Origin of the sequence: Prevotella pectinovora (assembly GCF_000834015.1) — a bacterium.
Classification (GTDB): Bacteria; Bacteroidota; Bacteroidia; order Bacteroidales; family Bacteroidaceae; genus Prevotella; species Prevotella pectinovora.
Genome location: NZ_JXQI01000063.1, coordinates 135,143 through 157,774, shown reverse-complemented (window position 1 = coordinate 157,774; position 22,632 = coordinate 135,143). Strand labels below are relative to the sequence as shown.

Below are 22,632 nucleotides of genomic sequence, written 5' to 3'. Positions count from 1 at the left end.
GATCAGGAGACACCTGCATATCAAGCATAAAGGGATTACCACCTACAGCTTCCAAAGCATCCATATTTCTAATATAATTAGTTAATTTATTTGGATGTCTAGTTAGCCATCTGGTCAAACATGAGTAGAGGAACAGTATTGTAGTTATCATCATAAGTAAAGAATGTTCCATTGGGTCCTTGATAATATTCCCTTTCTACCTTGTTGCCATTGTCATCATAGAACAATCCAAAAAGCCCGTCCAAACTGGTTGAGAGGCTTATATCTCCTGTATTATTTCTTTTTTTAGTCATAATGTTAATCTTTTGATGACAAAGGTAAGAAAACAAAGGACAACCTTAAAAAAGATTAGTTTCCTGCTAAGGTTTCCTTTGCTTTTTACTTTATGGATACAAAGATATGAATTTATTCAGTATCTTGTATGAGGAGATACATCATTTCTTTATAAATTCTCCCAACTCACCAAGAGTATGGATGGTGTATATGGCATCCTTGTTGAAGTCCTTTATCATGTTTTCATGGATTTCCTGCTCTCTGGTGTTCTCATAATAGGGCATTATAATGATGAGGGACTTATGCCTCAGTGACCTTCCAAGTCTTTGTGGTCCAATCACTTCTGAAGAGGAATAGTTTGCAAATACAGCATATTTGCAGTCTGTAAGGTTGGCATTCTCATTGAGAATATTGACAGAGACTATGTGGTCAATCTTCCTGTTGTTGCAATCATTGTATATTTGGTCAGCGTCTTTGTACTTTGAGGTCGTTTTCTTTATTATTGTTTTTCTGAAACAAAGTGTCATAGTATCATTTTGAGCTTCATTTAAGGGGCTAAAGTACAGACCACCAAAGAATTACGCCAATGTTACTTTTCTGAATATTTTACAGAAAAGTAACATTGAAGTATCATAGAAGTATCATCGGGGGGTATCTTGGTTTTTGTCTAAAGATTATCCAGCATAGAAATCAGCAAGGGAAAAGGGAGTGCCACAAGCATCATTGGCAAGGAGAACAAAAAAGTGCAAGAAATGGGCACGGTGCTTGCCCCTGTTGGGTAACGTGCTTGCCCCTGTTGGGCACGGTGCTTGCCCCTGTTGGGTAACGTGCTTGCCCCTGTTGGGCACGGTGCTTGCCCCAGTTGGGCAGAACCCGTTCCGGAAAAGTGCCCAAAAACATTAACCCGAATCGGTCATCAGGGCTTGCCTGGATTTTATATTTTTAGAAGAGCGAATTTTGTTTGGCTTTTATGAGTAATAGCTTGCCGTTATGTTTTCTGTTCTTCGTGCTGAGGTTTTATAACCTGTGGATTTTTACCATAAAACAATATGTTTGGCATTTGCAAACCGCCGACTTTGTCCCCGTTTTCCGCTTGTTTGCATCAAGAGAATGATAGAAATAAGAAGCCATGACATCTATTGCCAAATGACCGTTGTTATGAAAACCGTTACAGAAGATGAAAATGTGCTATTTAAGTTGGCAATAATAATAAAAATGTGTAACTTAGCACCCAAATTATGTATTGACTAAAATAAAAGGAAATGATTATAACTACAACACCCTCTATAGAGGGACATCCGGTTAAGGAATATAAGGGCATTGTGACCAGCGAAGTGATAATCGGTGCCAATGCCATCAGAGACTTCATGGCAGGTATCCGTGACTTCTTCGGCGGCAGGAGCAGAACCTACGAACAGGTGTTTGCCGAAGCGAGATTCAACGCCTTCCGTGAGATAGAGCAGCATGCCGTGAATCTCGGCGGCAATGCCGTTGTGGGCGTGCGTCTCAGTTATGAGACCGTTGGCTCAGGCAACTCCATGCTGATGGTGGTCTGCAGCGGTACGGCAGTCGTGATCTGATTTCCGAAAGCCCCATCTGCAAGGAGGGAAGAAACATACTACTACTATATAATAAGACTAATCCAAGAGTAGCAAGTGTAAACTCGCAGCTCTATCGAAACAAACAAAATGATGAAGAAAAGTAATATCGTGAGGCTCCTCTGCCTCGCTGTATTTACGGCAGGCGCTATTGAAGCAGCTGCCGATACCAAGACACTCACCGTGACGCTGAAGAATCCTCTCAATGTAAGGCGTGCTGACGTTCCGGTGGTGTTGCAACTGAAAGATGTGCCCTTCAACGTGAAGGATGCAGTGGTGAGATGCGAGGGTAGGGAAGTGGCATCTCAGATAGACGACCTGGACCGTGACCTGCACAATGACGAACTCGCCTTCGTGATAGACATGGACGCCAAGTGCAAGAAGGTGGTCACCGTAGACCTGTATTCGGAAAAGCAGGCGGACCGCAGCTATCCGCGCCGCACATACGGCGACATGATAATGAGAGACAACAAGACGAAGGTGAAGAACGGATTCCGTTCCTACGTCCACTCGGTCTCAGCACCCGAAGGAGTTGACGTATTCCATCTCCTGCATCACCACGGAGCAGATTTCGAATCAGAACTCGTGGCATACAGAGTGTATTTCGACGAGCGTCAGACCTTCGACCTCTACGGCAAGTACAAGAAGCAGCTCGAACTCGAAACAAGCCAGTTCTATCCCGATGACAAGCAGCTTGCCGACGGATATGGTGACGATGTGCTCTGGGCAGGCAAGACAGTGGGACTCGGAGCCCTGCGCGGTTGGGACGGCGAGAAACCGACAATGGTCAGTCCGGTGCTGTCGAGAGGCCAGCGTATGGTGGCGAGCGGACCCGTCCGCACCATCGTGGAACTCACCGACGAGGGATGGCAGCTCTCAGGCGAGACCTTCAACATGAGGCAGAACGTGATAATCTATGCCGGACACAGAGACTGCGAGGTGCATGCCTGGGTGGACACGCCGGCAAAAGACGTGAAGTTTGCCACGGGAGTCATCAATCTAAACGACAAGATGTATTCCGACCATCGCGGACTCGTGGGCGACTGGGGCGGCAACTGGCCTAACGGTGCCAAGGACTCGATAGCCGGAAAACCGAAAATCGTGGTTGGTCTGGCAGTCAACGTGCCGGAGAAATATGTGGATAGCGAGCCGACGACAGAGAAAGACCAGTATCTCTATGTCATGCACACGGCAGGCGGCAATTATCTCACATACAATATGGCGTTCACCTGCGACAAGGAAACCTTCGGCTATAAGGACGCCAAGGAGTGGTTCGCATGGATGAAGCAATGGAAAAAAGAACTCGACAATCCCGTGACCGTCACCATAGAGTAGCGGACGGGAAGGAAAGAAAAATCAAATAAATGTCAACTATGCTGTAGTTTTCCAGATACTGCCAGCGTTATATAAGTAGTATTGACATTAAAACGAAAGAGTATGAAGGAATTTTTCAAGCAAGTAGGAGCTACGGTAGTAGGTATCATGATCTTCTGCCTCGTAGTGGGAGTGATGAGCGTGATGAGCATCGTGGGCATGATTGCCTCGTCAAGTGCCACAAAGGACGTTGCTGACAACACGGTATTCGTGATAGACCTGAACGGACAGCTGCAGGAGCGTGCCGAAGACGACATCATGGCGGTGCTCTCCGGCGGCAGAACCGACGTGATAGGACTCGACGACCTGCTGCTCGCCATCAAGAAGGCAAAGAACAACGACAAGGTGAAGGGCATTTACATACAGTCGGGACTCTTCGTCTCTGACTCTTACGCTTCGCTGCAGGCGGTGCGCAAGGCGTTGGTAGACTTCAAGAAGAGCGGCAAGTGGATAGTGGCATACGGCGACGTGTATACACAGGCCACATACTACCTCTCGTCGGTTGCCGACAAAGTGTATCTCAACCCCAGCGGTCAGGTGGAATGGAGCGGAATCTGCTCGCAGACGATGTTCGTGAAAGACCTGATGGCAAAGTTCGGCGTCAAGATGCAGGTGGTGAAAGTAGGAGCCTACAAGAGTGCAACCGAGATGTTCACCGGCGACAAGATGAGCGACGCCAACAAGGAGCAGGTGTCTGCATTCATCAACGGAATATGGAACACGGTGTGTACCGACGTGGCGAAGAGCCGCAAGGTGACCGTTGCACAGCTCAACCAGTATGCCGACAACATGATAACATTGGGCGATCCTAAAGACTACGTGAAATACAAGCTCGTGGACAAGCTGCTCTATGTTGACCAGCTCAAGGCAGAGGTGAAGAAACTGATGAATCTGAAGGATGACGACGATGTGAACACAATTGGCATAACAGGAATGGCCGGAGTGCCCGGCGGAGCCGACGACGGAGACTGCATCGCCGTGTATTACGCCTATGGCGACATCGTGGACAACGCCACAGGAATGGCATCTCGCAGCCATGTAATCGACGGCGCCAAGGTGTCGGCAGACCTGCGCGACCTCGCCGATGACGACGACGTGAAGGCAGTGGTGATAAGGATAAACTCAGGAGGCGGCAGCGCCTATGCCTCAGAACAGATATGGAGAGCCGTGCAACTCGTGAAGGCAAAGAAGCCGGTAGTGGTTTCTATGGGCGGAATGGCAGCATCAGGCGGATACTATATGAGCTGCTCAGCCAACTGGATTGTGGCAGAACCAACCACGCTGACGGGAAGTATCGGAATCTTCGGTATGTTCCCAGACGCCAGCGGACTGCTCACAGAGAAGCTCGGAGTGAAGTTCGACGAGGTGAAGACAAACAAGAACAGCGGTTTCGGCACTATGGCTCGCCCGTTCTCTGAAGAGGAGATGGGTTATCTCTCGGCATATATCGACCGCGGATACAAACTCTTCCGCCAGCGTGTGGCAGACGGACGCCGTCTCTCTACCGATGCTGTGGAGAAGATAGCACAGGGCAGAGTATGGCTCGGACAGGATGCGCTGAAGATAAAGCTCGTAGACCAGCTCGGCGGACTCGATGACGCCGTGGCAAAGGCTGCGAAACTTGCGAAGGTAAATGACTACTATACTGCCGAATATCCGGCAAAGGCAAGCTGGATGGACGACCTGCTGGACAACGGATTCTCTTCGGGCAGCTACATCGACGAGCAGATGCGCATGACGATGGGAGAATACTACTCCACATTCATGTTGCTGAAAAACATCAACCGGCAGTCGGCAATCCAGGCACGCATGCCTTATGTCATAACAATAAAATAGCGAAAAAACAATAACTCCACAACAGATATGGAAGGCGATTTCATCAAAATCAACGATTGGCTGCTGCCGCTGAGCTGGATCTACGGAGCGGGAGTGAGGCTGCGAAACCAGATGTTCGAAATGGGCATGCTGAAGAGCCGCAGCTTCGACATCCCCGTAATCTCCGTTGGTAACATCACCGTGGGAGGCTCCGGCAAGACACCACATGTGGAGTATCTCATCAATCTGCTCAGAGACAAAGTGAAAGTGGCTGTGCTAAGCCGCGGATACAAGCGCAAGAGCAAGGGATACATGCTTGCCACCGCCGACACTCCGATGAGCGACATTGGCGACGAGCCGTATCAGATGAAGAAGAAATTCGCCGATATCTATGTGGCTGTGGACAAAGACCGCTGTCATGGCATCGACCAGTTGACGACAAACGAGGAGACGTCAGACACCGACGTGATACTTCTCGACGATGCCTATCAGCACCGCTACGTGAAGCCGGGAGTGAACATACTGCTCGTTGACTATCACAGACTGATAATGTATGACAAACTGCTGCCGGCAGGAAGACTCAGAGAACCGCAGAAGGGGAAGGCGAGAGCCGACATCGTGATAGTGTCGAAATGTCCCGCCGACCTCAAACCGATGGAATTCAGGGTCTTAACCAAGGCGATGAACCTCTTCCCGTATCAGAAACTGTATTTCACTACGCTGAAATACGGCAGTCTGAGACCCATCTACGGCGGTGAGGACAGAAAACTCGATACGCTGACAGGCGATACCTCGATATTGCTGCTCACGGGAATAGCGTCGCCGCAGCAGATGATAGTAGACCTGAAGCCATACACGGAGCGTATCACACCGCTCACCTTTCCTGACCACCATCAGTATACCGATGCCGACATCGACCGCATCAATGCTGAATTTGAGGCGATGAAAGGCAACGACAAGATGATTGTCACCACGGAAAAAGACAACGCCAGACTCTGCGGAATGGAAGGACTGAGCGACGAGGTGAAAAAGAATATCTACGTGCTGCCCGTGGAAGTGGGCTTCATGTTAGACCAAGAAGAAGATTTTAACGAAAATATTATTGGCTATGTACGAAAAAATTCAAGGAACAGCATCCTGGCTAAAGCAAAGGATGACAACAAGTCCGACAACAGCGATAATTCTGGGAACAGGACTCGGACAATTAGCTTCAGAAATAACTGACAGCTATGAGTTCCCCTATTCTGAAATCCCCAACTTCCCTGTATCTACAGTGGAGGGCCATGCCGGAAAACTCATTTTCGGCAAGCTCGGAGGCGTAGACATCATGGCGATGGAAGGACGCTTCCACTATTATGAGGGATACAACATGAAGGAGGTTACATTCCCTATCCGAGTGATGTATGAACTGGGCATCAAGACCCTCTTCGTGTCTAACGCCTCGGGAGGCATGAACCCGGAATTCAAGATCGGAGACCTCATGATCATCACAGACCACATCAACTTCTTCCCGGAGCATCCGCTGCGCGGAAAGAACTTCCCCACGGGACCACGTTTCCCGGATATGCACGAGACCTATGACCACGCCCTCATCAAGCAGGCAGAAGACATCGCCCGAGAGAAGGGAATCAGAGTGGTGCATGGAGTGTATATGGGAGTGCAGGGACCTACATTCGAGACACCTGCAGAATACAAGATGTATCACCGCATGGGAGCCGACGCAGTGGGAATGAGCACCGTGCCGGAGGTTATCGTGGCACATCATTGCGGCATCAAGACCTTCGGAATCAGCATCATCACTGACCTCGGACTCGAGGACACACCGGTGGAGGTGAGCCACGAAGAGGTGCAGGTGGCTGCAAACAACGCACAGCCGCTTATGACTGAAATCATGCGTGAGATGATCAGACGCGCATGATAGAGACGGAGAACTTGTAAACATATAGACACGTGGGGCAGACAGACTGGCAGACAATGTAGTGAAACGCCAGGGCTGCTGGCAGACGGGAGTATGTTTGGATATTGACTTGTCCTGTGACCTATATAATATAAGGTGACGGGACAAGTTACTTTGGTTTTGCCCACTAAAACTCGTCAACTTGTTTACTTGTCATCTTGTCAACTCGTTTACTCGTCAACTGTATCGCAAGTTTAATACTTGCGATACCCAAATAATATAAAGAAACAAAAGAAAATAATGACAGATATCTCAAAGCTCGGAGAGTTCGGGCTCATCCATCGTCTTACGGATGGAATAAAGATAAAAAACAGTTCAACGCTGAAAGGTGTAGGCGACGACTGCGCCGTGATGCACTATCCAGACAAGGAGGTGCTTATGACAACCGACATGCTTATGGAGGGAGTGCATTTCGACCTGACATACATCGACCTACAGCACCTGGGATACAAGGCAGCGATGGTAAACATCAGCGACATCTTCGCCATGGGAGGAACACCAAGGCAGATGACCGTCAGCCTGGCTATAAGCAAGAGGTTCTCGGTGGAAGACATGGAGATGTTTTATAGCGGACTGCAGATGGCGTGTGACAAATGGAACATCGACATCGTGGGAGGCGATACCACTTCATCATATACAGGCATGGCGATAAGCATCACTTGCATTGGAGAGGCAGACAAAGAAGACATCATATACAGAAACGGAGCCAAGGACACCGACCTCATCTGCGTGTCGGGAGACCTCGGAGCGGCATATATGGGACTGCAGCTGCTGGAGAGAGAAAAGCATGTGTATTATCAGCAGGTGGAAGAGGCAAAGAAGAAAAACGACAAAAATGCCCTGAAGATGCTGACGGACTTCCAGCCCGATTTCGCCGGAAGAGAATATCTGCTGCAGCGACAGCTCAAACCGGAGGCAAGAGGCGACGTGATAGAAAACCTGCGCAAGATGAACATCAAGCCTACGGCGATGATGGACGTGAGCGACGGACTGAGCAGCGAATTGATGCATATCTGCGAACAGAGCGGATGCGGATGCAGAGTGTATGAGAAGAACATTCCGATAGACTATCAGACGGCTGTCATGGCAGAGGAGATGAACATGAACGTGACCACCTGCGCACTGAACGGAGGAGAGGATTATGAACTGCTCTTCACCGTGCCAATTGGCGACCTGGACAAAGTGAGACAGCTCGACGACGTGAAACTGATAGGAAACATCACGAAGAAAGAATATGGCTTGCAGCTCGTGGCAAGAGACGGAAACGAGTTTGAACTGAAAGCGCAGGGATGGAACCCACTGGCGTGATGGATTAAAGGAAAGGATTTCATAAAATATATATCGACTAATTATATAAATATAAAGAAGAAGGACTAAGGAACAAGCACAGATCTTCATGGAGGACAGAATATTAAAGGAAAAGAAAATCAGACGCGAACTTGACCTGTTGCTCAGAACCGGTGAAGTGCTCGTGGCAAGTGGAGCTGATACAAATAGAATAATCAGAAACATGCATCGTACGGCAGCATTCCTCGGATTGCCGGAAGAGAATCTGCACATTCATGTGACGTACAATATGCTTCAGGTGAACCTCAGTGATGAGGAACACTCGCTCAGCAAATTCCAACGTTGCGACAGGCATGGCATAAACATGACTGCCATAACGGAAATCAGCCAACTCTCATGGAAGGCAATCAGAGAAGACTATTCTCTCGACAAATATGAGGAGGAGCTTGAGAAGATAAATGGCAAACCGCGCAACTACACGGTGAACCAGGTGGCTGTGGGAGCGGGATTTGCCTGCGGAGGTTTCTGCATACAGTTCGGCTGCGACTGGACGGCATTCTTCTATGCCTCGATAGCAGCCATCGTGGGATTCAGATTGAGAGCCTATCTCAACGAGAAAGGGTCTAACGGATATGTGAACATCGGAATTGCCGCATTCGTATCCACGCTCCTCGCATGGCTCTCGACATTCATATCGACACCGGCTGCAGCACAGTATCTGCCAGAATGGCTGTATGCCATCTTGCATACCGACACACCGTGGCATCCGCTCATGGCATGCGCATTGTTCATTGTGCCAGGCGTACCGCTGATAAACTTCGTGTCGGATATGATAGAAAGCCATATCCAGATGGGACTCAGCAGAGCCATCAACACGCTGCTTATGGTCACGGCGATGTCGTTCGGAATATCAATGGCGATTACGGTGTGTGGAGTGGACAACTTTGTGAAAGACCTCAGCATGACGCCACACAACACATACATCAGCTATTCTATAGCGGCAGCAATATCGGCAATGGGATTCTCAATGATTTTCAACATACCGAAGAGGCTGCTTTGGGTAGTCGCCATAGGAGGTATCATCGCTGTATGTTCGAGAAACTTCGTGAATCTCGGAGCGAGCAACAACAACGTAGGACTCGACCAGGGACCTATCATGGCATCGCTTGTAGGATCGACGCTTATCAGCATCATTGCCGTGAAGTTCGTGCATGTGTTCCATGCGCCACATCAGTGTCTCGCCATTCCGAGTGTCATACCGATGGTGCCGGGAGTGCTTATGTATCGTGCGCTTTTCGCACTTATAGAGATGCAGGGCGTGGTGGGAGAACTTACCGAGGCGTTCTCTAATGCAGTGAAGGCATCGCTCATCATCCTGTGCATCGCCATTGGTGTAGCCATTCCGAACATCTATGCGCGCCGCTGGCTGATGCCGATGAGGAAGCATAAGCTGAACCAGCTTATTGCGCAACGCCGCGAGAAACGTATTTTCGAAGGACTTGATCCGGAATAAACAGAAACCTTATAAGCAACAAGATGTGACAATAAGTCACGTCCGTGGTGTGCCAAAATGTCGTATGGACGTTTTGGCACACTATTCGTATATGGACCGGTGAACGCTCGCAAATGGATTGCAGCGGAAATTAATAGTATAAACAATTAAATACATACAATTATGAATATCAAACCATTAGCAGACAGAGTTTTAATCGTACCTGCTCCAGCAGAGGAGAAGGTTGGTGGTATCATTATCCCAGACACTGCAAAGGAGAAACCTCTTCATGGAAAAGTCGTTGCCATAGGTCATGGCACCAAGGACGAGGAAATGATTCTGAAAGAGGGTGACGAGGTGCTCTACGGAAAGTATTCCGGCACAGAGCTCGAGTTTGAGGGCGAGAAGTATCTCATGATGCGCCAGAGCGATGTGCTCGCTGTATTGACAAAATAATTAGTATAGAACAACAATTTAATTAAAAGGATTACAATCATGGCAAAAGAAATAAAGTTTGATGTAGATGCCCGCGAGATGTTGAAGCAGGGCGTAGACCAGTTGGCTAACGCCGTAAAGGTTACACTCGGTCCTAAGGGCCGCAACGTTGTCATCGAGAAGAAGTTCGGTGCTCCACAGATTACCAAGGACGGTGTTACCGTAGCCAAGGAGGTCGAGCTTGAGAACCGTTTTGAGAATACCGGTGCACAGCTCGTGAAGAGCGTGGCAAGCAAGACTGGCGATGACGCCGGTGACGGTACTACTACAGCTACCATCCTCACACAGGCTATCGTGAACGAGGGCTTGAAGAACGTTACTGCCGGTGCCAACCCAATGGACTTGAAGCGTGGTATCGACAAGGCTGTAAAGGCAGTCGTTGCTTACATCAAGGAGAATGCTGAGATTGTTGACGACAACTACGACAAGATTGAGCAGGTGGCTACTGTCAGTGCCAATAACGACCCGGAAATCGGTAAGCTAATCGCCGATGCAATGCGCAAGGTGAGCAAGGATGGTGTTATCACCATCGAGGAGAGCAAGAGCCGCGACACATATATCAATGTGGTTGAGGGTATGCAGTTCGACCGTGGTTACCTGAGCGGATATTTCGTTACAGACTCTGACAAGATGGAGTGTGTGATGGAGAACCCATACATCCTTATCTACGACAAGAAGATCAGCAACATCAAGGACTTCCTGCCTATCCTGCAGCCAGCAGCCGAGAGCGGACGCCCATTGTTGGTAATCGCTGAGGATGTTGATTCAGAGGCTCTTACCACATTGGTTGTCAACCGTCTGCGTGGTGGCTTGAAGATCTGTGCTGTAAAGGCTCCTGGTTTCGGCGACCGTCGCAAGGCAATGCTCGAGGATATCGCAGTATTGACAGGTGGCGTTGTTATCAGCGAGGAGAAGGGCTTGAAGCTTGAGCAGGCTACTCTTGAGATGCTGGGTACTTGCGACAAGGTGACTGTTTCCAAGGACAACACCACAATCGTGAACGGTGCCGGAGAGAAAGAAAACATCGCCGACCGTATCGCTCAGATCAAGAATGAAATCGCAAATACTACAAGCACTTATGACAAGGAGAAACTGCAGGAGCGTCTCGCCAAGATGTCTGGTGGCGTAGCTGTGCTCTATGTCGGTGCAAACAGCGAGGTAGAGATGAAGGAGAAGAAGGATCGTGTTGACGATGCACTCTGCGCTACACGTGCCGCAATCGAGGAAGGTGTAGTAGTAGGTGGTGGTACCACATACATCCGTTCTCTCGGCGTGCTCAAAGACATAAAGGGTGAGAATGCTGATGAGCAGACAGGTATCAACATCGTTGAGCGTGCCATCGAGGAGCCTCTCCGTCAGATCGTGCGCAACGCCGGTGGCGAAGGTGCTGTAGTAGTACAGAAGGTTCGCGAAGGCGAGGGTGACTTCGGTTACAATGCCCGTAAGGATGTTTATGAAGATCTGCGTGTAGCGGGAGTTATTGATCCTGCCAAGGTGGCTCGTGTAGCTCTTGAGAATGCAGCATCAATCGCAGGTATGTTCCTCACGACTGAATGTTTCATCGTTGACAAGCCAGAGGAGAAGCCTCAGATGCCAATGGGAAACCCTGGAATGGGCGGTATGATGTAAAAAATGACAAGTTAAGATAACAAAAGAGGGAGTCGGTTTGTGTGCTGGCTCCCTTTTTTGTTCCTTTTATCACTAATTTATAATTTTCTTGTCAAATAATTTGGCAGTGATGAAAGTTATTCATAATTTTGTGGCGTAAATAAAAGAAGAATATATTAGCATAATAATATAACATTATTTTTTGATTTGTTTTAGTAGATTAGTTTTTAAGTAGTTTGTTTTTGAAAATCGGTTGTCGTGAGACATCCGATTTTTTTTTGTATCTATATATTTGTATGTAGAATTATTTGCGTACTTTTGCATCATGGAAAAGCTCATAGAACTTTATGCAGAATGGTCGGGTGAGAAACCCGCCAAAACGGAGAAGATTGCGGGAGCTGGCAGCAACCGTGAGTATTACAGATTTACGGATGCGGCAGGCAAGACTGTAATAGGAGTCATTGGAACAAGTCGCGACGAGAACCACGCCTTCATATATCTTGCCGAACATTTTAACTCGATGAAACTTCCGGTGCCTACCGTTCTTTGTGTGTCGGATGATGAGCTGCGCTATCTGCAGACCGACCTTGGCGGCACTTCGCTCTACGATGCTCTCAAGGCAGGACGGGATGCCGGTGGACGCTATACCCGGAAAGAGAAGCAGTTGCTCGTGAACACCATACGAGAGTTGCCGGCTATACAGATGCAGGGAGCTGTGGGGCTGGACTGGAGCAATTGTTATCCGCAGCCTGAGTTTAACCAGGACAGTGTGCTCTTCGATCTCAATTACTTCAAGTATTGTTTTCTGAAACCTACAGACCTCGACTTCCATGAGCTGAAGCTTGAGGCAAATTTCAGACTCTTTGCCAAAGACCTGACATCAGAAAACACCGACTCTTTCCTCTATCGTGATTTTCAGGCACGCAACATAATGCTCGATGATGCCGGCAATCCATATTTTATAGATTTCCAAGGCGGCAGGAAAGGACCTTTCTATTATGACATCGCCTCCTTTCTCTGGCAGGCATCTGCGAAATATCCGCATAAGCTGCGACGCGAACTGATATATGAGTATTATCATTCGCTGAAGAATTATACTGAAGTTCCTTCGGTGAGGCATTTCGTGGAGAGATTGTCACTCTTCGTGTTGTTCCGCACGCTGCAAGTGCTCGGCGCATACGGTTTCCGCGGATATTTCGAACGTAAGAAATATTTCATCGACAGTATTCCTGCGGCTATGCAGAACCTGAGAGAACTGTTGGAACTCGACGTGTTCCACTATCCATATATGATAGACATGCTGAAGCGTCTCACACAGTTGCCGCAGTTTGCTCCCAAGGAAGAACCGCGCCAGAGTCGCACTGACGGACTCAAGACCGATGACGCTTCTATCTTCAAGGGACATCCGCAGGATGGTCCTGCCACATTCTCGAAGTATGACGGCAGGGGACCTCTCGTCGTAAGGGTATTCAGCTTTTCATTCCGCAAGGGCATTCCGGAAGATGAGTCAGGCAACGGCGGTGGTTATGTGTTTGACTGTCGCAGCACCCATAACCCCGGTCGTTATGAGCCATACAAGAAATTGACAGGGCTCGATGAACCGGTAATCCGATTCCTGGAGGACGACGGTGAGATACTGACATTCCTCGACAGCGTGTATAAGTTGGCAGACGCTCATGTGGCTCGCTATATGCAGCGCGGCTTCACCGACCTGATGTTCAGTTTTGGCTGCACAGGCGGTCAGCATCGCAGTGTGTATTCTGCACAACACCTTGCCGAGCATCTCAACCAGAAGTTCGGAATAGAAGTGAGGGTGGTGCATAGAGAGCAGAATATCTCACAGGTGTTGGACAGAAGATAAATGACGAGTAGACGAGTAGACAAGTTGACGAGTAGACAAGTTTACAAGGCTCATTCCATGTCGTATCGTTCTCGTAATCTTTATAATATAAAAACTTTCATGCAAAGATATTTCATTTATTTGAGTTATGACGGCACCTCATATCACGGTTGGCAGGTGCAGCCCAATGGCAATTCTGTTCAGGAGGAGCTGCAGCGTGCCCTCTCGACATTGCTTCGCGAGAAGAAGGAAGTGGTGGGAGCCGGTAGAACCGATGCCGGTGTGCATGCCCGTGTGATGGTAGCACATTTCGAGCATGACGCATCCGTTAATTGTCCCCAACTCGCATACAAGCTCAACAGACTGCTGCCGCGCGACATCTCCGTGATGAAGGTCGTTCCGGTGGATGCTGATATGCATGCACGTTTCAGTGCCACGAAGCGCACCTACCATTATTATATACACACGCGTAAAGATCCGTTCTATCGCTTCTTCTCGTGTGAGACACATTACGACCTCGACTTCACATTGATGAACAAGGCAGCTTCGCTGTTGCTTTCGGCTTCCGACTTTGCTGCATTCTGCAAGACACATACCGATGTGAAGACCACTATATGCAGGGTGACAAGAGCCGAATGGGTGGACGACGGCTGTGGCTGTTGGCATTTCGTCATATCTGCCGACAGGTTCTTGCGTAATATGGTGAGAGCTGTTGTAGGTACGCTCATCGAGGTGGGGCGCCATCGCATGACTCTGGAACAGTTTCAGAGCGTGATAGAAGGCAAAAACCGCTGCAAGGCAGGCGAGAGCATGCCAGGCAATGCTCTCTTTCTTGAAGACGTGAAGTATCCTTTTGATGAGTAAGAAGATGAACCGTCAACTGGTCTACAATAAACAATAAAAAAATATATATAATCATGTGGCTGATATTAGCATTCTTATCAGCGACGCTTCTCGGATTCTATGACTCCTTCAAGAAGCAGTCGCTGCGCGACAATGCTGTAATTCCGGTATTGTTTCTCAACACGTTGTTTTCATCATTGATTTTCCTGCCGTTCATCCTCTTGTCGTCAAGCACCACGGTGCTCGACGGGTCGATATTCCATGTGGCATCCGGAGGGTGGGAGGTCCACAAATATATAATCGGCAAGAGCTTTATCGTATTGTCCTCCTGGATATTCGGATATTTCGGTATGAAGCATCTGCCGCTTACTATCGTCGGACCAATCAATGCCACCCGTCCTGTAATGGTATTGGTGGGAGCCTTGCTCGTCTTTGGCGAACGGCTCAACGTTTATCAGTGGATTGGTGTGGCGCTGGCTGTCGCATCCTTTTTCATGCTCAGCAGAAGCGGCAAGAAGGAGGGCATCGACTTCAAACACGACAAGTGGATATATTTCATCATCCTTGCCGCTGTGCTCGGTGCTGTCAGCGGACTCTACGACAAATACCTCATGGCACCGCAAGATAAAGGTGGAGTGGGGCTCAACAGTATGATGGTGCAGAGCTGGTACAACATCTATCAGTGCTTCATGATGCTCGTTATGATGCTTGTGTTGTGGTATCCCAAGCGCAACACCACTACGCCCTTCCGCTGGCATTGGGGAATCATCTTCATCAGCATCTTCCTCAGTGCGGCAGATTTCGTATATTTCTATTCCCTCAGTTTCCCTGATGCCATGATAAGTATCGTGTCGATGGTGCGCAGAGGCAGTGTGATAGTATCGTTCCTTTTCGGTGCCGTGTTGCTTCATGAAAAGAATCTCAAGAGCAAGATGGTAGACCTTCTTCTTGTGCTTTTGGGTATGGTATTCTTATATATAGGCAGCAAATAATCTCGTGATGTTGTCGAATTTGAATTTTAGGGCGCAAAATGTTTTGCAAATAACGTATAAAATAGTACATTTGCAATAGAATATTAATATGAAATCATAACCATTATGTCTCAAAACATATTCAAGGGCCTCGGAATAGCCCTTATAACGCCCTTTAATGCGTCTGGCGCTGTAGATTATGTAGTACTCAAGCAGCTGGTGGAATATCAGTTGAAAAATGGCGCAGATTTCTTTTGCATCCTCGCCACCACAGGCGAGACCCCGACTCTGACAGATGACGAGAAGCAGAGGATCAAGGAACTTGTAGTAGAAGTAGTGGCAGGCAGAGTGCCGATTCTCATGGGATGTGGCGGAAACAATACTGCAGCCATCGTTGAGGAACTCCATACGCGCGATTTCTCAGGTATCGATGGAATATTGAGCGTTTGCCCTTATTACAACAAGCCTTCGCAGGAAGGACTATACCAGCATTTCAAGACTATTGCCAATGCCACAGACATGAAAGTGGTGCTCTATAACGTTCCTGGCAGAACGGGTGTCAACATGAAGGCGGAAACCACTGTTCGTCTGGCTCGCGACTGCAAGAACATTGTCGCCGTGAAAGAGGCGAGTGGCAATCTGGAGCAGGTTGACGAGATTATAAAGAACAAGCCCGACACCTTTGATGTTATCAGCGGTGACGATGCTTTGACATTCCCGATGATAGCCTGTGGAGCGGTTGGTGTAATCTCCGTAATCGGCAATGCTTTGCCCAAGGAGTTCTCACGTATGTTGAGGCTGGAGCAGAATGGAGAGTTTGAGCCGGCACGCAAGATACACCACATGTTTACCGATCTCTTCAATCTCCTGTTCGTGGACGGTAATCCTGCCGGTGTGAAGGCGATGCTCCATGAGATGGGAATGATAGAGAATGTGTTGCGTCTTCCTCTTGTGCCGACGCGTCTCACCACGATGCAGAAAATCAGTGAGTGTCTGAAGTTCAGACTCTGAACAACATATTTTGAATCTTTGGTTTAGATCATTGAATAAGTTCCTTAGGTTGGGTCTCATTTGTTGGGATTCAGCCTATTTTCATATTCGGCAGCATACTATTATAAGAATAGAAGGTCAGCCCTTATGTAGCTTGCAATAAGTTTTACCTGACTGTAATGAACAAGACATAATCCAAGCAAGCCCTAATGGCCGATTGGGCTTAAACCCAAAACGGTCATTAGGCCGTTAAAGGTATATTTTTGATAACTGCTTGCAGTCTTTTGTTTTTTATAAGGTGTCTTTTGCCTGTTTTTAATTCGTAATAGCTCGCTATTACTCATTAAAAGCCAAACAAAAACCACTCTTCTAAAAATTCAAAATCCAAGCAAGCCCTAATGACCGATTGGGTTTTAAAAAAAACAAAAGCACCCTGAAAGGATAAAGCCAGAAGAAAGATTCTGGCTTTTAGCCTTTCAGGGCGCAATATTGTTAAAGTCTGTGTGCCGTTTGTCATCGTAGACATTGTCAGTTGCCATTTGCAATGCTTGTCATCATTGGCAACATGCGGCACAAGGCGGGATGTCGTCGGGATAACCGTTAGTTGTTTATCACCTTCTTGCCGTTGCGGATGTATATACCCTTTGGCAGGCTGTTGATGTCGTTGCCCATATATGTTCCGCTGATAGAGTATACATGGCTGTCAGTTGTCTTGTTTACAGTCACCTCGTTGATACCGTCAACAGGTTCGCCGCCGCCCATGAACTTGAATGACACGATGCCCTTCTCCGTATCGTTAGTGATGTCGGTGATAGGCTTGCCCATTGTCTCTCCATTGTATGTCCATGCCTTCATAGGCTGTGAGTCGTCGGTCAGCGATGTAGCGTTCGATGTGCCAGGGAAGAGGTCGCCGGCAGCCTCAGCCTTATAGTCTTCGATGCTGAATACTTGTCCGCCGTATTTTGCCACGAGGTCAGCGTTGTGCTCCTTCAGGAATGTGATGTAGCTGTCCTCGATGGTAGAACCGAGGAAGTATTCAGGAACGAACATACCGTCGGCAGCCATGACATGCATGCGTGGATGACCTCCAGTGTTGTTCACCTTGCATCCTCCGAGTGAGAACTGGCTTGAGAGATAGTCAACGTGGGTCACCATCAGTCCGTTGCCGAACAGGTTCTTGTTCCAACCATTGTTCTGCACGTTCTCCACGATATAATACTCGTGGCCCGTCTCGTCCTTGTCGTTATAGATGCGGAATGCTGCGCCACCCTCGTCAAGCGATTTCAGTTCCACGTTTGAAGGACCGGTCAGTGTGCCGATTTCCATCCATCCCAGACGCTCGCGCTCCCATGCTGTGTAAGCAGTAGGGCGGTATCCGTTCGCTGTATATTCTCCGGCGTCCATCAGGCTCCAGTAGTCCATATTCTGGTTTATGCAAGCCTCTGCAATTGAACCCGATTTCGGATATAGGTCAGGCAGTCCCATGCAGTGTGAGAACTCATGGCAGAAAAGTCCTATGCCGTTTATTATCGGTCCATTCGCCTGGTCAGCCGGTGTGCCGTTCAGCTCGTTGTTCACGCCATAGCGCTTCACGTCCATTCCGTCAAACGATTTTGCCAGTGAGAGATAACCCGATTTCGGATGTATGCAGTCGGTAGAGTTTCCGGCGATACTCTGTGAGAATCCGGCGTAGATGATGTAGATGAGGTCGATATTACCGTCGTCGTTAGAGTCATATTGGGTGAAGTCCACCTCGTCGTCAACAGCTGTGCAGGCGTCGGTGAGCAGCAGTCCCATATTCTCCTCTGATGAATATCCCGCTCCGTATGTTGCGAGAGGTTTGCCAAGGTTCACAGGACCATACACTTCAAATTCCGGCTCGAATTTTCCGAAGCTCATGTCTTTGAAATACTTAGCCACGCTGGCATAGTTCTGTCCCATCTCCGGGTCGGTCTCCTTGTTGAAAAGTTCTTTGCCGTTGAGATATTTGTCGAAGGTAGCCTTAGGATTCTCCACGCTGAATTCCACGTCGCTGAATTCCACGAGGATTACCGGTATCTTGTGTTTGCCGAGCGAAGGCAGCAAAGAATTGTCCGGTGTCATAGGCTCACGTCTCACCTTGTTTGCCTTTGCCTGTGTCTCCATCGAATTGTAGAAAGCCTTGGCGTTCTGCGCTTTGATGGCAGAGATTTCCTTTATCGTTCGCATACTTGGCTCGTGGGCGAGCACTCCGGTTGAATACAGAGTGCCGTCGGCTTTCACGCCGGCGATATAGAAGTTTGTGCCTTCCTGATAGAGCAGTGTGCCGTCAGAAGCGAGGAAATAGCTCAAGTCCTCGTCTCCGTAGGCTCTAACGGTTATAGTCGTTCCGTCAGCCTGCTTGATGATATTGATTCCAGGCTTCATTTTCACTGCCCCTGCTGTCATTGCGGCAAACAGAAGTCCGAATAGTAATTTCTTTCTCATTGTGCAGTATTAATAATATTGAAGTTAATATCGTTAAGATTAAGATGGCTGAAGGTTATTGTTCAGCCTCGTTTCCGTTCAGTTCGTTGAAAATCTTGTCGAACAAAGCCCTGAGAGCTGTCCGGTTGTTGATATAATCCCTTATCACCTTCAGGTTCTTTTCGTTTTCGCTCCCCGGAATCCATAGTTTTATGTATCCCGTATTGGAGTATTTGTTGTCGAGATGTTCCGTAAACCTGTCCCATTGCTGCTCCATGCTCATCTCCGGATAGTGGTCGCGTCCGTAGAGTATCGTGCGTCTGAACACGGTGTCGGGTTCGAGTTCCCTGTCAGCCTCAGCCACAATCTTGCCGTAGATGCTTCTTGGAGCGTGTGATGCCGAAGCCCTGTGGTCTTCCACTGCCTCCTTCATAATTTTCATCTGTTCGGCAGAGAACCATTTCTTCAGTCTTGTGTCTGAAATCAGTATTTTCCCGCTCGTCAGGTGGTGTATAGCTCTCGGTCCCTCCAGTCCCAGGTCGTGGTAAGCCGCCGTGACATAAGCCATGTTGATGTCGGCACCGATTTTCCTTGCCAGAGCCAGCGACTGTTTGATGACATGGTTGACGTGGTTCAGACGATGGGCCTGGTCGAAATTGGCATATCTCGGTAGAATCTGTGTCTCGACAAACTCCATCAGGTCCAAACTTACATTAATGTCTATCATGCAAAAGTAGTTCTTATTTTTTTGCAAATATACGATTTAATGTTTATTTTTGCAAGCCATTGGCGGTTTTAACACATTTGAACCCCCATATCGGCAAAAAGATTGAGCAGATGAATGATACTACAGTAAGAACTAACTCCCTACGTGCTTGGTTGTGTCCTGTAGAGATTGTCGGAGAGATGGTATGGAGAGCTGGATAGAATTAAGAACAAGAATATAAAGGAAAATAATCGATAAAACTATAGAATTATGAGAACAAGAACTTCAACATGGTTTGAGTGCAAGATCCGTTACGAAAAGATGATGGAGGATGGAATGCAGAAAAAGATTACCGAGCTCTACGTTGTAGACGCTCTCAGCTTCACGGAGGCAGAGTCGTCTATCATCGACGAGATGTCGGCTTATATAAGCGGTGAGTTTGAGGTGCGCGACATAAAGAAGGCGCCTTACGGAGAGATTTTCTTCAGCGAGGATGCATCCGCCGACCGTTTTTTCAAGGCAAAGCTCCAGTTTATCACTATCGACGAAAAGACAGAGAAGGAGAAGCGCAGCAACGTGAACTACCTCGTTCATGCCAACACTTTCAACCAGGCAGTTGCCAACATAGACAAGGTGATGGGAACTACAGCTATCGACTATGTAATAGCTTCTGTTGCCGAGACACAGATAATGGACGTCTTCGAGCATAACTCAGCCGCCAAACTGAAGAAAGAGGAGCCCAACGACGTTCCGGAATACGAGCAGCAGCCGGCTGCCGAAGGCGAGGCAGCTGCAGAATAAGGTGCGGTGATAGATAGCAGAGTCAGGAAATCTTATTTTTCAACTAAAATTATATTACCATGGATTATGATGTAGCAGGCAAACTGCGCGAAGTTAAGAGCAACATTCCCGAGGGAGTGACTCTCGTTGCCGTGAGCAAGTTTCATCCCAACGAGTATATAGAGGCAGCATACGCCGAGGGACAGAGGGTGTTTGGCGAAAGCCACGAACAGGAACTCTCAAAGAAGTATGACACGCTGCCCAAGGATATTCAATGGCATTTCATCGGACATCTGCAGACCAACAAGGTGAAGTATATCGCACCGTATATCTCTATGGTGGATGCCGTGGATTCGCTCAAGCTGCTCAAGGAAATCAACAAGCAGGCTGCAAAGCACGACCGCGTGATCGATGTGCTTCTCGAACTGCATATCGCACAGGAGGCTACGAAATACGGACTGACGATTGACGCCTGCCGCCAGCTTCTCGACGATGGCGAATGGCGGAATCTTAATAACGTGCGTATCTGTGGACTGATGATGATGGCATCGAATACCGATGACGAGAACCAGATACGCTCCGAGTTCATTCAGGCTGCCGACTTCTTCGATGAGGTGAAGGCAAAGTATTTTGCCGACTCTGCAGATTTCTGCCAGCGTTCCTGGGGAATGAGCCACGACTACAAGATTGCCGTGGAATGCAGAAGCACTATGGTGCGAGTTGGCACTACCATCTTCGGACCGAGAGTATATTGATGATGAAGCAATGCTTTAACCCAAATCGGTCATTAGGGCTTAACGTTCTGATAACCGATATGGGGTTTAATTGTATGCGTCAGGTTCAGGTTCCTGGGTGTCGTCCGTGTTTCCGTAGGAATTGTCTCGTATTTGTCCTTCTCGCATACTATAGCCCTGCCGTTGCTGAAGATTGTGGCGCCGGTATATTCAGAGCCAATCTTTTCCGGTTTCTTCTCCGCCTTGTATATCTCCCATAGGTTGGCTTCGTTTTTCACCAGGAACACACCGTTTCTCACCACGGTAGGTTGGTTTTTGAACTCTTGTGAGAACAGCACTTCTCCATCGGTTGTTATCATTCCCCACTTCCCCTTGTCCGTTTCCATATAAGGGAATGCCGTCACGTAGTCGTTGGTTTCCTTGTTGCATGATGAGAGTATCATCACCATGAACAGCAGTAAAGGTGTCAGTCTATTCATAACAGATTTTTTTGTCGTTATTGTTTTCGTGATATTATCTTTTTTATGTGTCTTTGCCATGCGATGAACGGATTGTTGCTTTCTTTTTTTGCAAAGATAGGTGTGGTGGGCAGATAAATAAATGGCATTTTCTTCCAAAAAACTTGCAAATCCTCTCAAAAAGCATGTAAATCGTTGGATTCCCTAAAATGTTACATGAAATATTACAACAATAAGTATAAGCGTTCTTTTTGTGTTGATGTCTTGTGTGCAGGGTGCTAACAAGGTGGTTGCAGGTTTCAGTATGTCTGGTTAGCGTGATGGAGTCTGTTCAGGGTTGTCCTTGGTGCAGTCTGATGAATTACAGGTGTCGGATAAGCAGGATTGCGTTGGTCGCTTTGTAGGGTATAGACACAAAAAAGCCGAAGAACTGAGTTCCTCGGCTTGGTCTTTTCGCTTAAATAGTTCTAGCTTTCGCAGAATTACTTGTTAGCTGTTGTGTCAACAGAAGTTGTGTCAACAGAAGTTGTGTCAACTGTATCAACTGCTGCAGTGTCAGTTGTATCAGCGCCCTCAGCCTGAGCTGTTTTGTTACCACATGATGCGAAAGAGATAGCTGCGATAGCTACGAACATTAAAACCAATTTTTTCATTTTTCTTTGCTTTTTAAATCTGTAAAACAATCATTTGTTTATTAAAACGCTGCAAAGGTAAGTATTTTTCTGATACGTTGTTCTCTTTTTTAGAGTTTTTTTTAGGGATAAAATGTAACTTTTTTGTAAGTTGTTGTTAATCAGTGAAATATGAAATTAATCAAAGTGTTAAATTTTCTATAATAGTTTTTGTGTGCCTTTACAATCCCTTGTTTTTATAGTAGAGTTTTTCTTTTTCCTGACTTAATTTTAGGAAAACATCAGCCCCGCATAGCGGTTTTTATGGAAAAATGAGCTACCTTTGCAAAACGAG

Annotated in this window: 20 protein-coding genes; 15 read left to right on the top strand and 5 right to left on the bottom strand. The window is 47.7% G+C overall.

Translation table 11 applies throughout. From position 1 onward, the window contains the following. Positions 1–434: 434 nt before the first annotated feature. On the bottom strand, positions 435–800 hold the full coding sequence (locus ST42_RS09375) for a hypothetical protein (protein WP_044073304.1): 366 nt from the start codon (positions 798–800) through the stop codon (positions 435–437). 735 nt (positions 801–1,535) lie between these two features. Between ST42_RS09375 and ST42_RS09370 the strand changes: the two genes are divergently transcribed. The 13 genes from ST42_RS09370 to dapA all read left to right on the top strand — a co-directional run bounded on the left by ST42_RS09370 (position 1,536) and on the right by dapA (position 16,564). Next, positions 1,536–1,853: a heavy metal-binding domain-containing protein gene (locus ST42_RS09370; RefSeq protein ID WP_022315798.1), complete on the top strand. Its 318-nt coding sequence runs from the start codon at positions 1,536–1,538 to the stop codon at positions 1,851–1,853. Between the two features lie 108 nt (positions 1,854–1,961). Continuing rightward, on the top strand, positions 1,962–3,206 hold the full coding sequence (locus ST42_RS09365) for a DUF4861 domain-containing protein (protein ID WP_052488301.1): 1,245 nt from the start codon (positions 1,962–1,964) through the stop codon (positions 3,204–3,206). A 102-nt stretch (positions 3,207–3,308) separates the two neighbouring features. Further along, positions 3,309–5,081, top strand: coding sequence for a signal peptide peptidase SppA (gene sppA, locus ST42_RS09360; RefSeq protein ID WP_044073302.1), 1,773 nt, complete (start codon positions 3,309–3,311; stop codon positions 5,079–5,081). 27 nt (positions 5,082–5,108) lie between these two features. After that, positions 5,109–6,284: a tetraacyldisaccharide 4'-kinase gene (gene lpxK / locus ST42_RS09355; protein WP_044073301.1), complete on the top strand. Its 1,176-nt coding sequence runs from the start codon at positions 5,109–5,111 to the stop codon at positions 6,282–6,284. Then, positions 6,169–6,978, top strand: coding sequence for a purine-nucleoside phosphorylase (locus ST42_RS09350; RefSeq protein WP_082028628.1), 810 nt, complete (start codon positions 6,169–6,171; stop codon positions 6,976–6,978). The genes lpxK and ST42_RS09350 overlap by 116 nt, the downstream gene beginning before the upstream one ends. Before the next feature lie 279 nt (positions 6,979–7,257). After that, entirely contained in the window at positions 7,258–8,325 is a 1,068-nt protein-coding gene (gene thiL, locus ST42_RS09345) for a thiamine-phosphate kinase (RefSeq protein WP_022315803.1), read from the top strand. A gap of 88 nt (positions 8,326–8,413) precedes the next feature. After that, positions 8,414–9,817, top strand: a complete 1,404-nt coding sequence (locus ST42_RS09340) for a threonine/serine exporter family protein (RefSeq protein WP_044073299.1) — start codon at positions 8,414–8,416, stop codon at positions 9,815–9,817. A gap of 162 nt (positions 9,818–9,979) precedes the next feature. Continuing rightward, the gene (locus ST42_RS09335) at positions 9,980–10,252 is read left to right on the top strand and encodes a co-chaperone GroES (RefSeq protein WP_044073298.1); all 273 of its coding nucleotides are present in this window, start codon (positions 9,980–9,982) and stop codon (positions 10,250–10,252) included. A 39-nt stretch (positions 10,253–10,291) separates the two neighbouring features. After that, positions 10,292–11,920, top strand: a complete 1,629-nt coding sequence (gene groL, locus ST42_RS09330; protein ID WP_044073297.1) for a chaperonin GroEL — start codon at positions 10,292–10,294, stop codon at positions 11,918–11,920. A 304-nt stretch (positions 11,921–12,224) separates the two neighbouring features. Next, positions 12,225–13,760, top strand: coding sequence for a RapZ C-terminal domain-containing protein (locus tag ST42_RS09325; protein ID WP_044073296.1), 1,536 nt, complete (start codon positions 12,225–12,227; stop codon positions 13,758–13,760). A 99-nt stretch (positions 13,761–13,859) separates the two neighbouring features. Continuing rightward, positions 13,860–14,603 (top strand): tRNA pseudouridine(38-40) synthase TruA, encoded by a 744-nt coding sequence (gene truA, locus ST42_RS09320; protein ID WP_044073295.1) that lies wholly within the window; start codon positions 13,860–13,862, stop codon positions 14,601–14,603. 53 nt (positions 14,604–14,656) lie between these two features. Then, positions 14,657–15,574: a DMT family transporter gene (locus tag ST42_RS09315; protein ID WP_044073294.1), complete on the top strand. Its 918-nt coding sequence runs from the start codon at positions 14,657–14,659 to the stop codon at positions 15,572–15,574. Between the two features lie 105 nt (positions 15,575–15,679). After that, positions 15,680–16,564 carry a 4-hydroxy-tetrahydrodipicolinate synthase gene (gene dapA / locus ST42_RS09310; RefSeq protein ID WP_022316224.1) on the top strand — a complete coding sequence of 295 codons (885 nt, stop codon included), beginning with the start codon at positions 15,680–15,682 and terminating at the stop codon, positions 16,562–16,564. A gap of 579 nt (positions 16,565–17,143) precedes the next feature. Here dapA and ST42_RS09300 read toward each other — a convergent pair. Together ST42_RS09300 and ST42_RS09295 are read right to left on the bottom strand one after the other, a co-directional pair. Next, entirely contained in the window at positions 17,144–19,009 is a 1,866-nt protein-coding gene (locus ST42_RS09300; RefSeq protein WP_042518969.1) for a M6 family metalloprotease domain-containing protein, read from the bottom strand. A 55-nt stretch (positions 19,010–19,064) separates the two neighbouring features. After that, positions 19,065–19,715: an HD domain-containing protein gene (locus tag ST42_RS09295; protein WP_022317199.1), complete on the bottom strand. Its 651-nt coding sequence runs from the start codon at positions 19,713–19,715 to the stop codon at positions 19,065–19,067. Between the two features lie 249 nt (positions 19,716–19,964). Between ST42_RS09295 and ST42_RS09290 the strand changes: the two genes are divergently transcribed. Together ST42_RS09290 and ST42_RS09285 are read left to right on the top strand one after the other, a co-directional pair. Beyond that, positions 19,965–20,495: a DUF4494 domain-containing protein gene (locus tag ST42_RS09290; RefSeq protein WP_044073290.1), complete on the top strand. Its 531-nt coding sequence runs from the start codon at positions 19,965–19,967 to the stop codon at positions 20,493–20,495. Between the two features lie 59 nt (positions 20,496–20,554). Continuing rightward, positions 20,555–21,229, top strand: a complete 675-nt coding sequence (locus tag ST42_RS09285) for a YggS family pyridoxal phosphate-dependent enzyme (RefSeq protein WP_044073287.1) — start codon at positions 20,555–20,557, stop codon at positions 21,227–21,229. Positions 21,230–21,261: 32 nt separating this feature from the next. Here ST42_RS09285 and ST42_RS09280 read toward each other — a convergent pair whose 3' ends face one another. Beyond that, complete coding sequence (locus tag ST42_RS09280) at positions 21,262–21,687, bottom strand: hypothetical protein (protein ID WP_156139343.1); 426 nt, start codon at positions 21,685–21,687, stop codon at positions 21,262–21,264. 461 nt (positions 21,688–22,148) lie between these two features. After that, complete coding sequence (locus tag ST42_RS14070; protein ID WP_022317203.1) at positions 22,149–22,319, bottom strand: PG1828 family lipoprotein; 171 nt, start codon at positions 22,317–22,319, stop codon at positions 22,149–22,151. Positions 22,320–22,632: the final 313 nt, after the last annotated feature.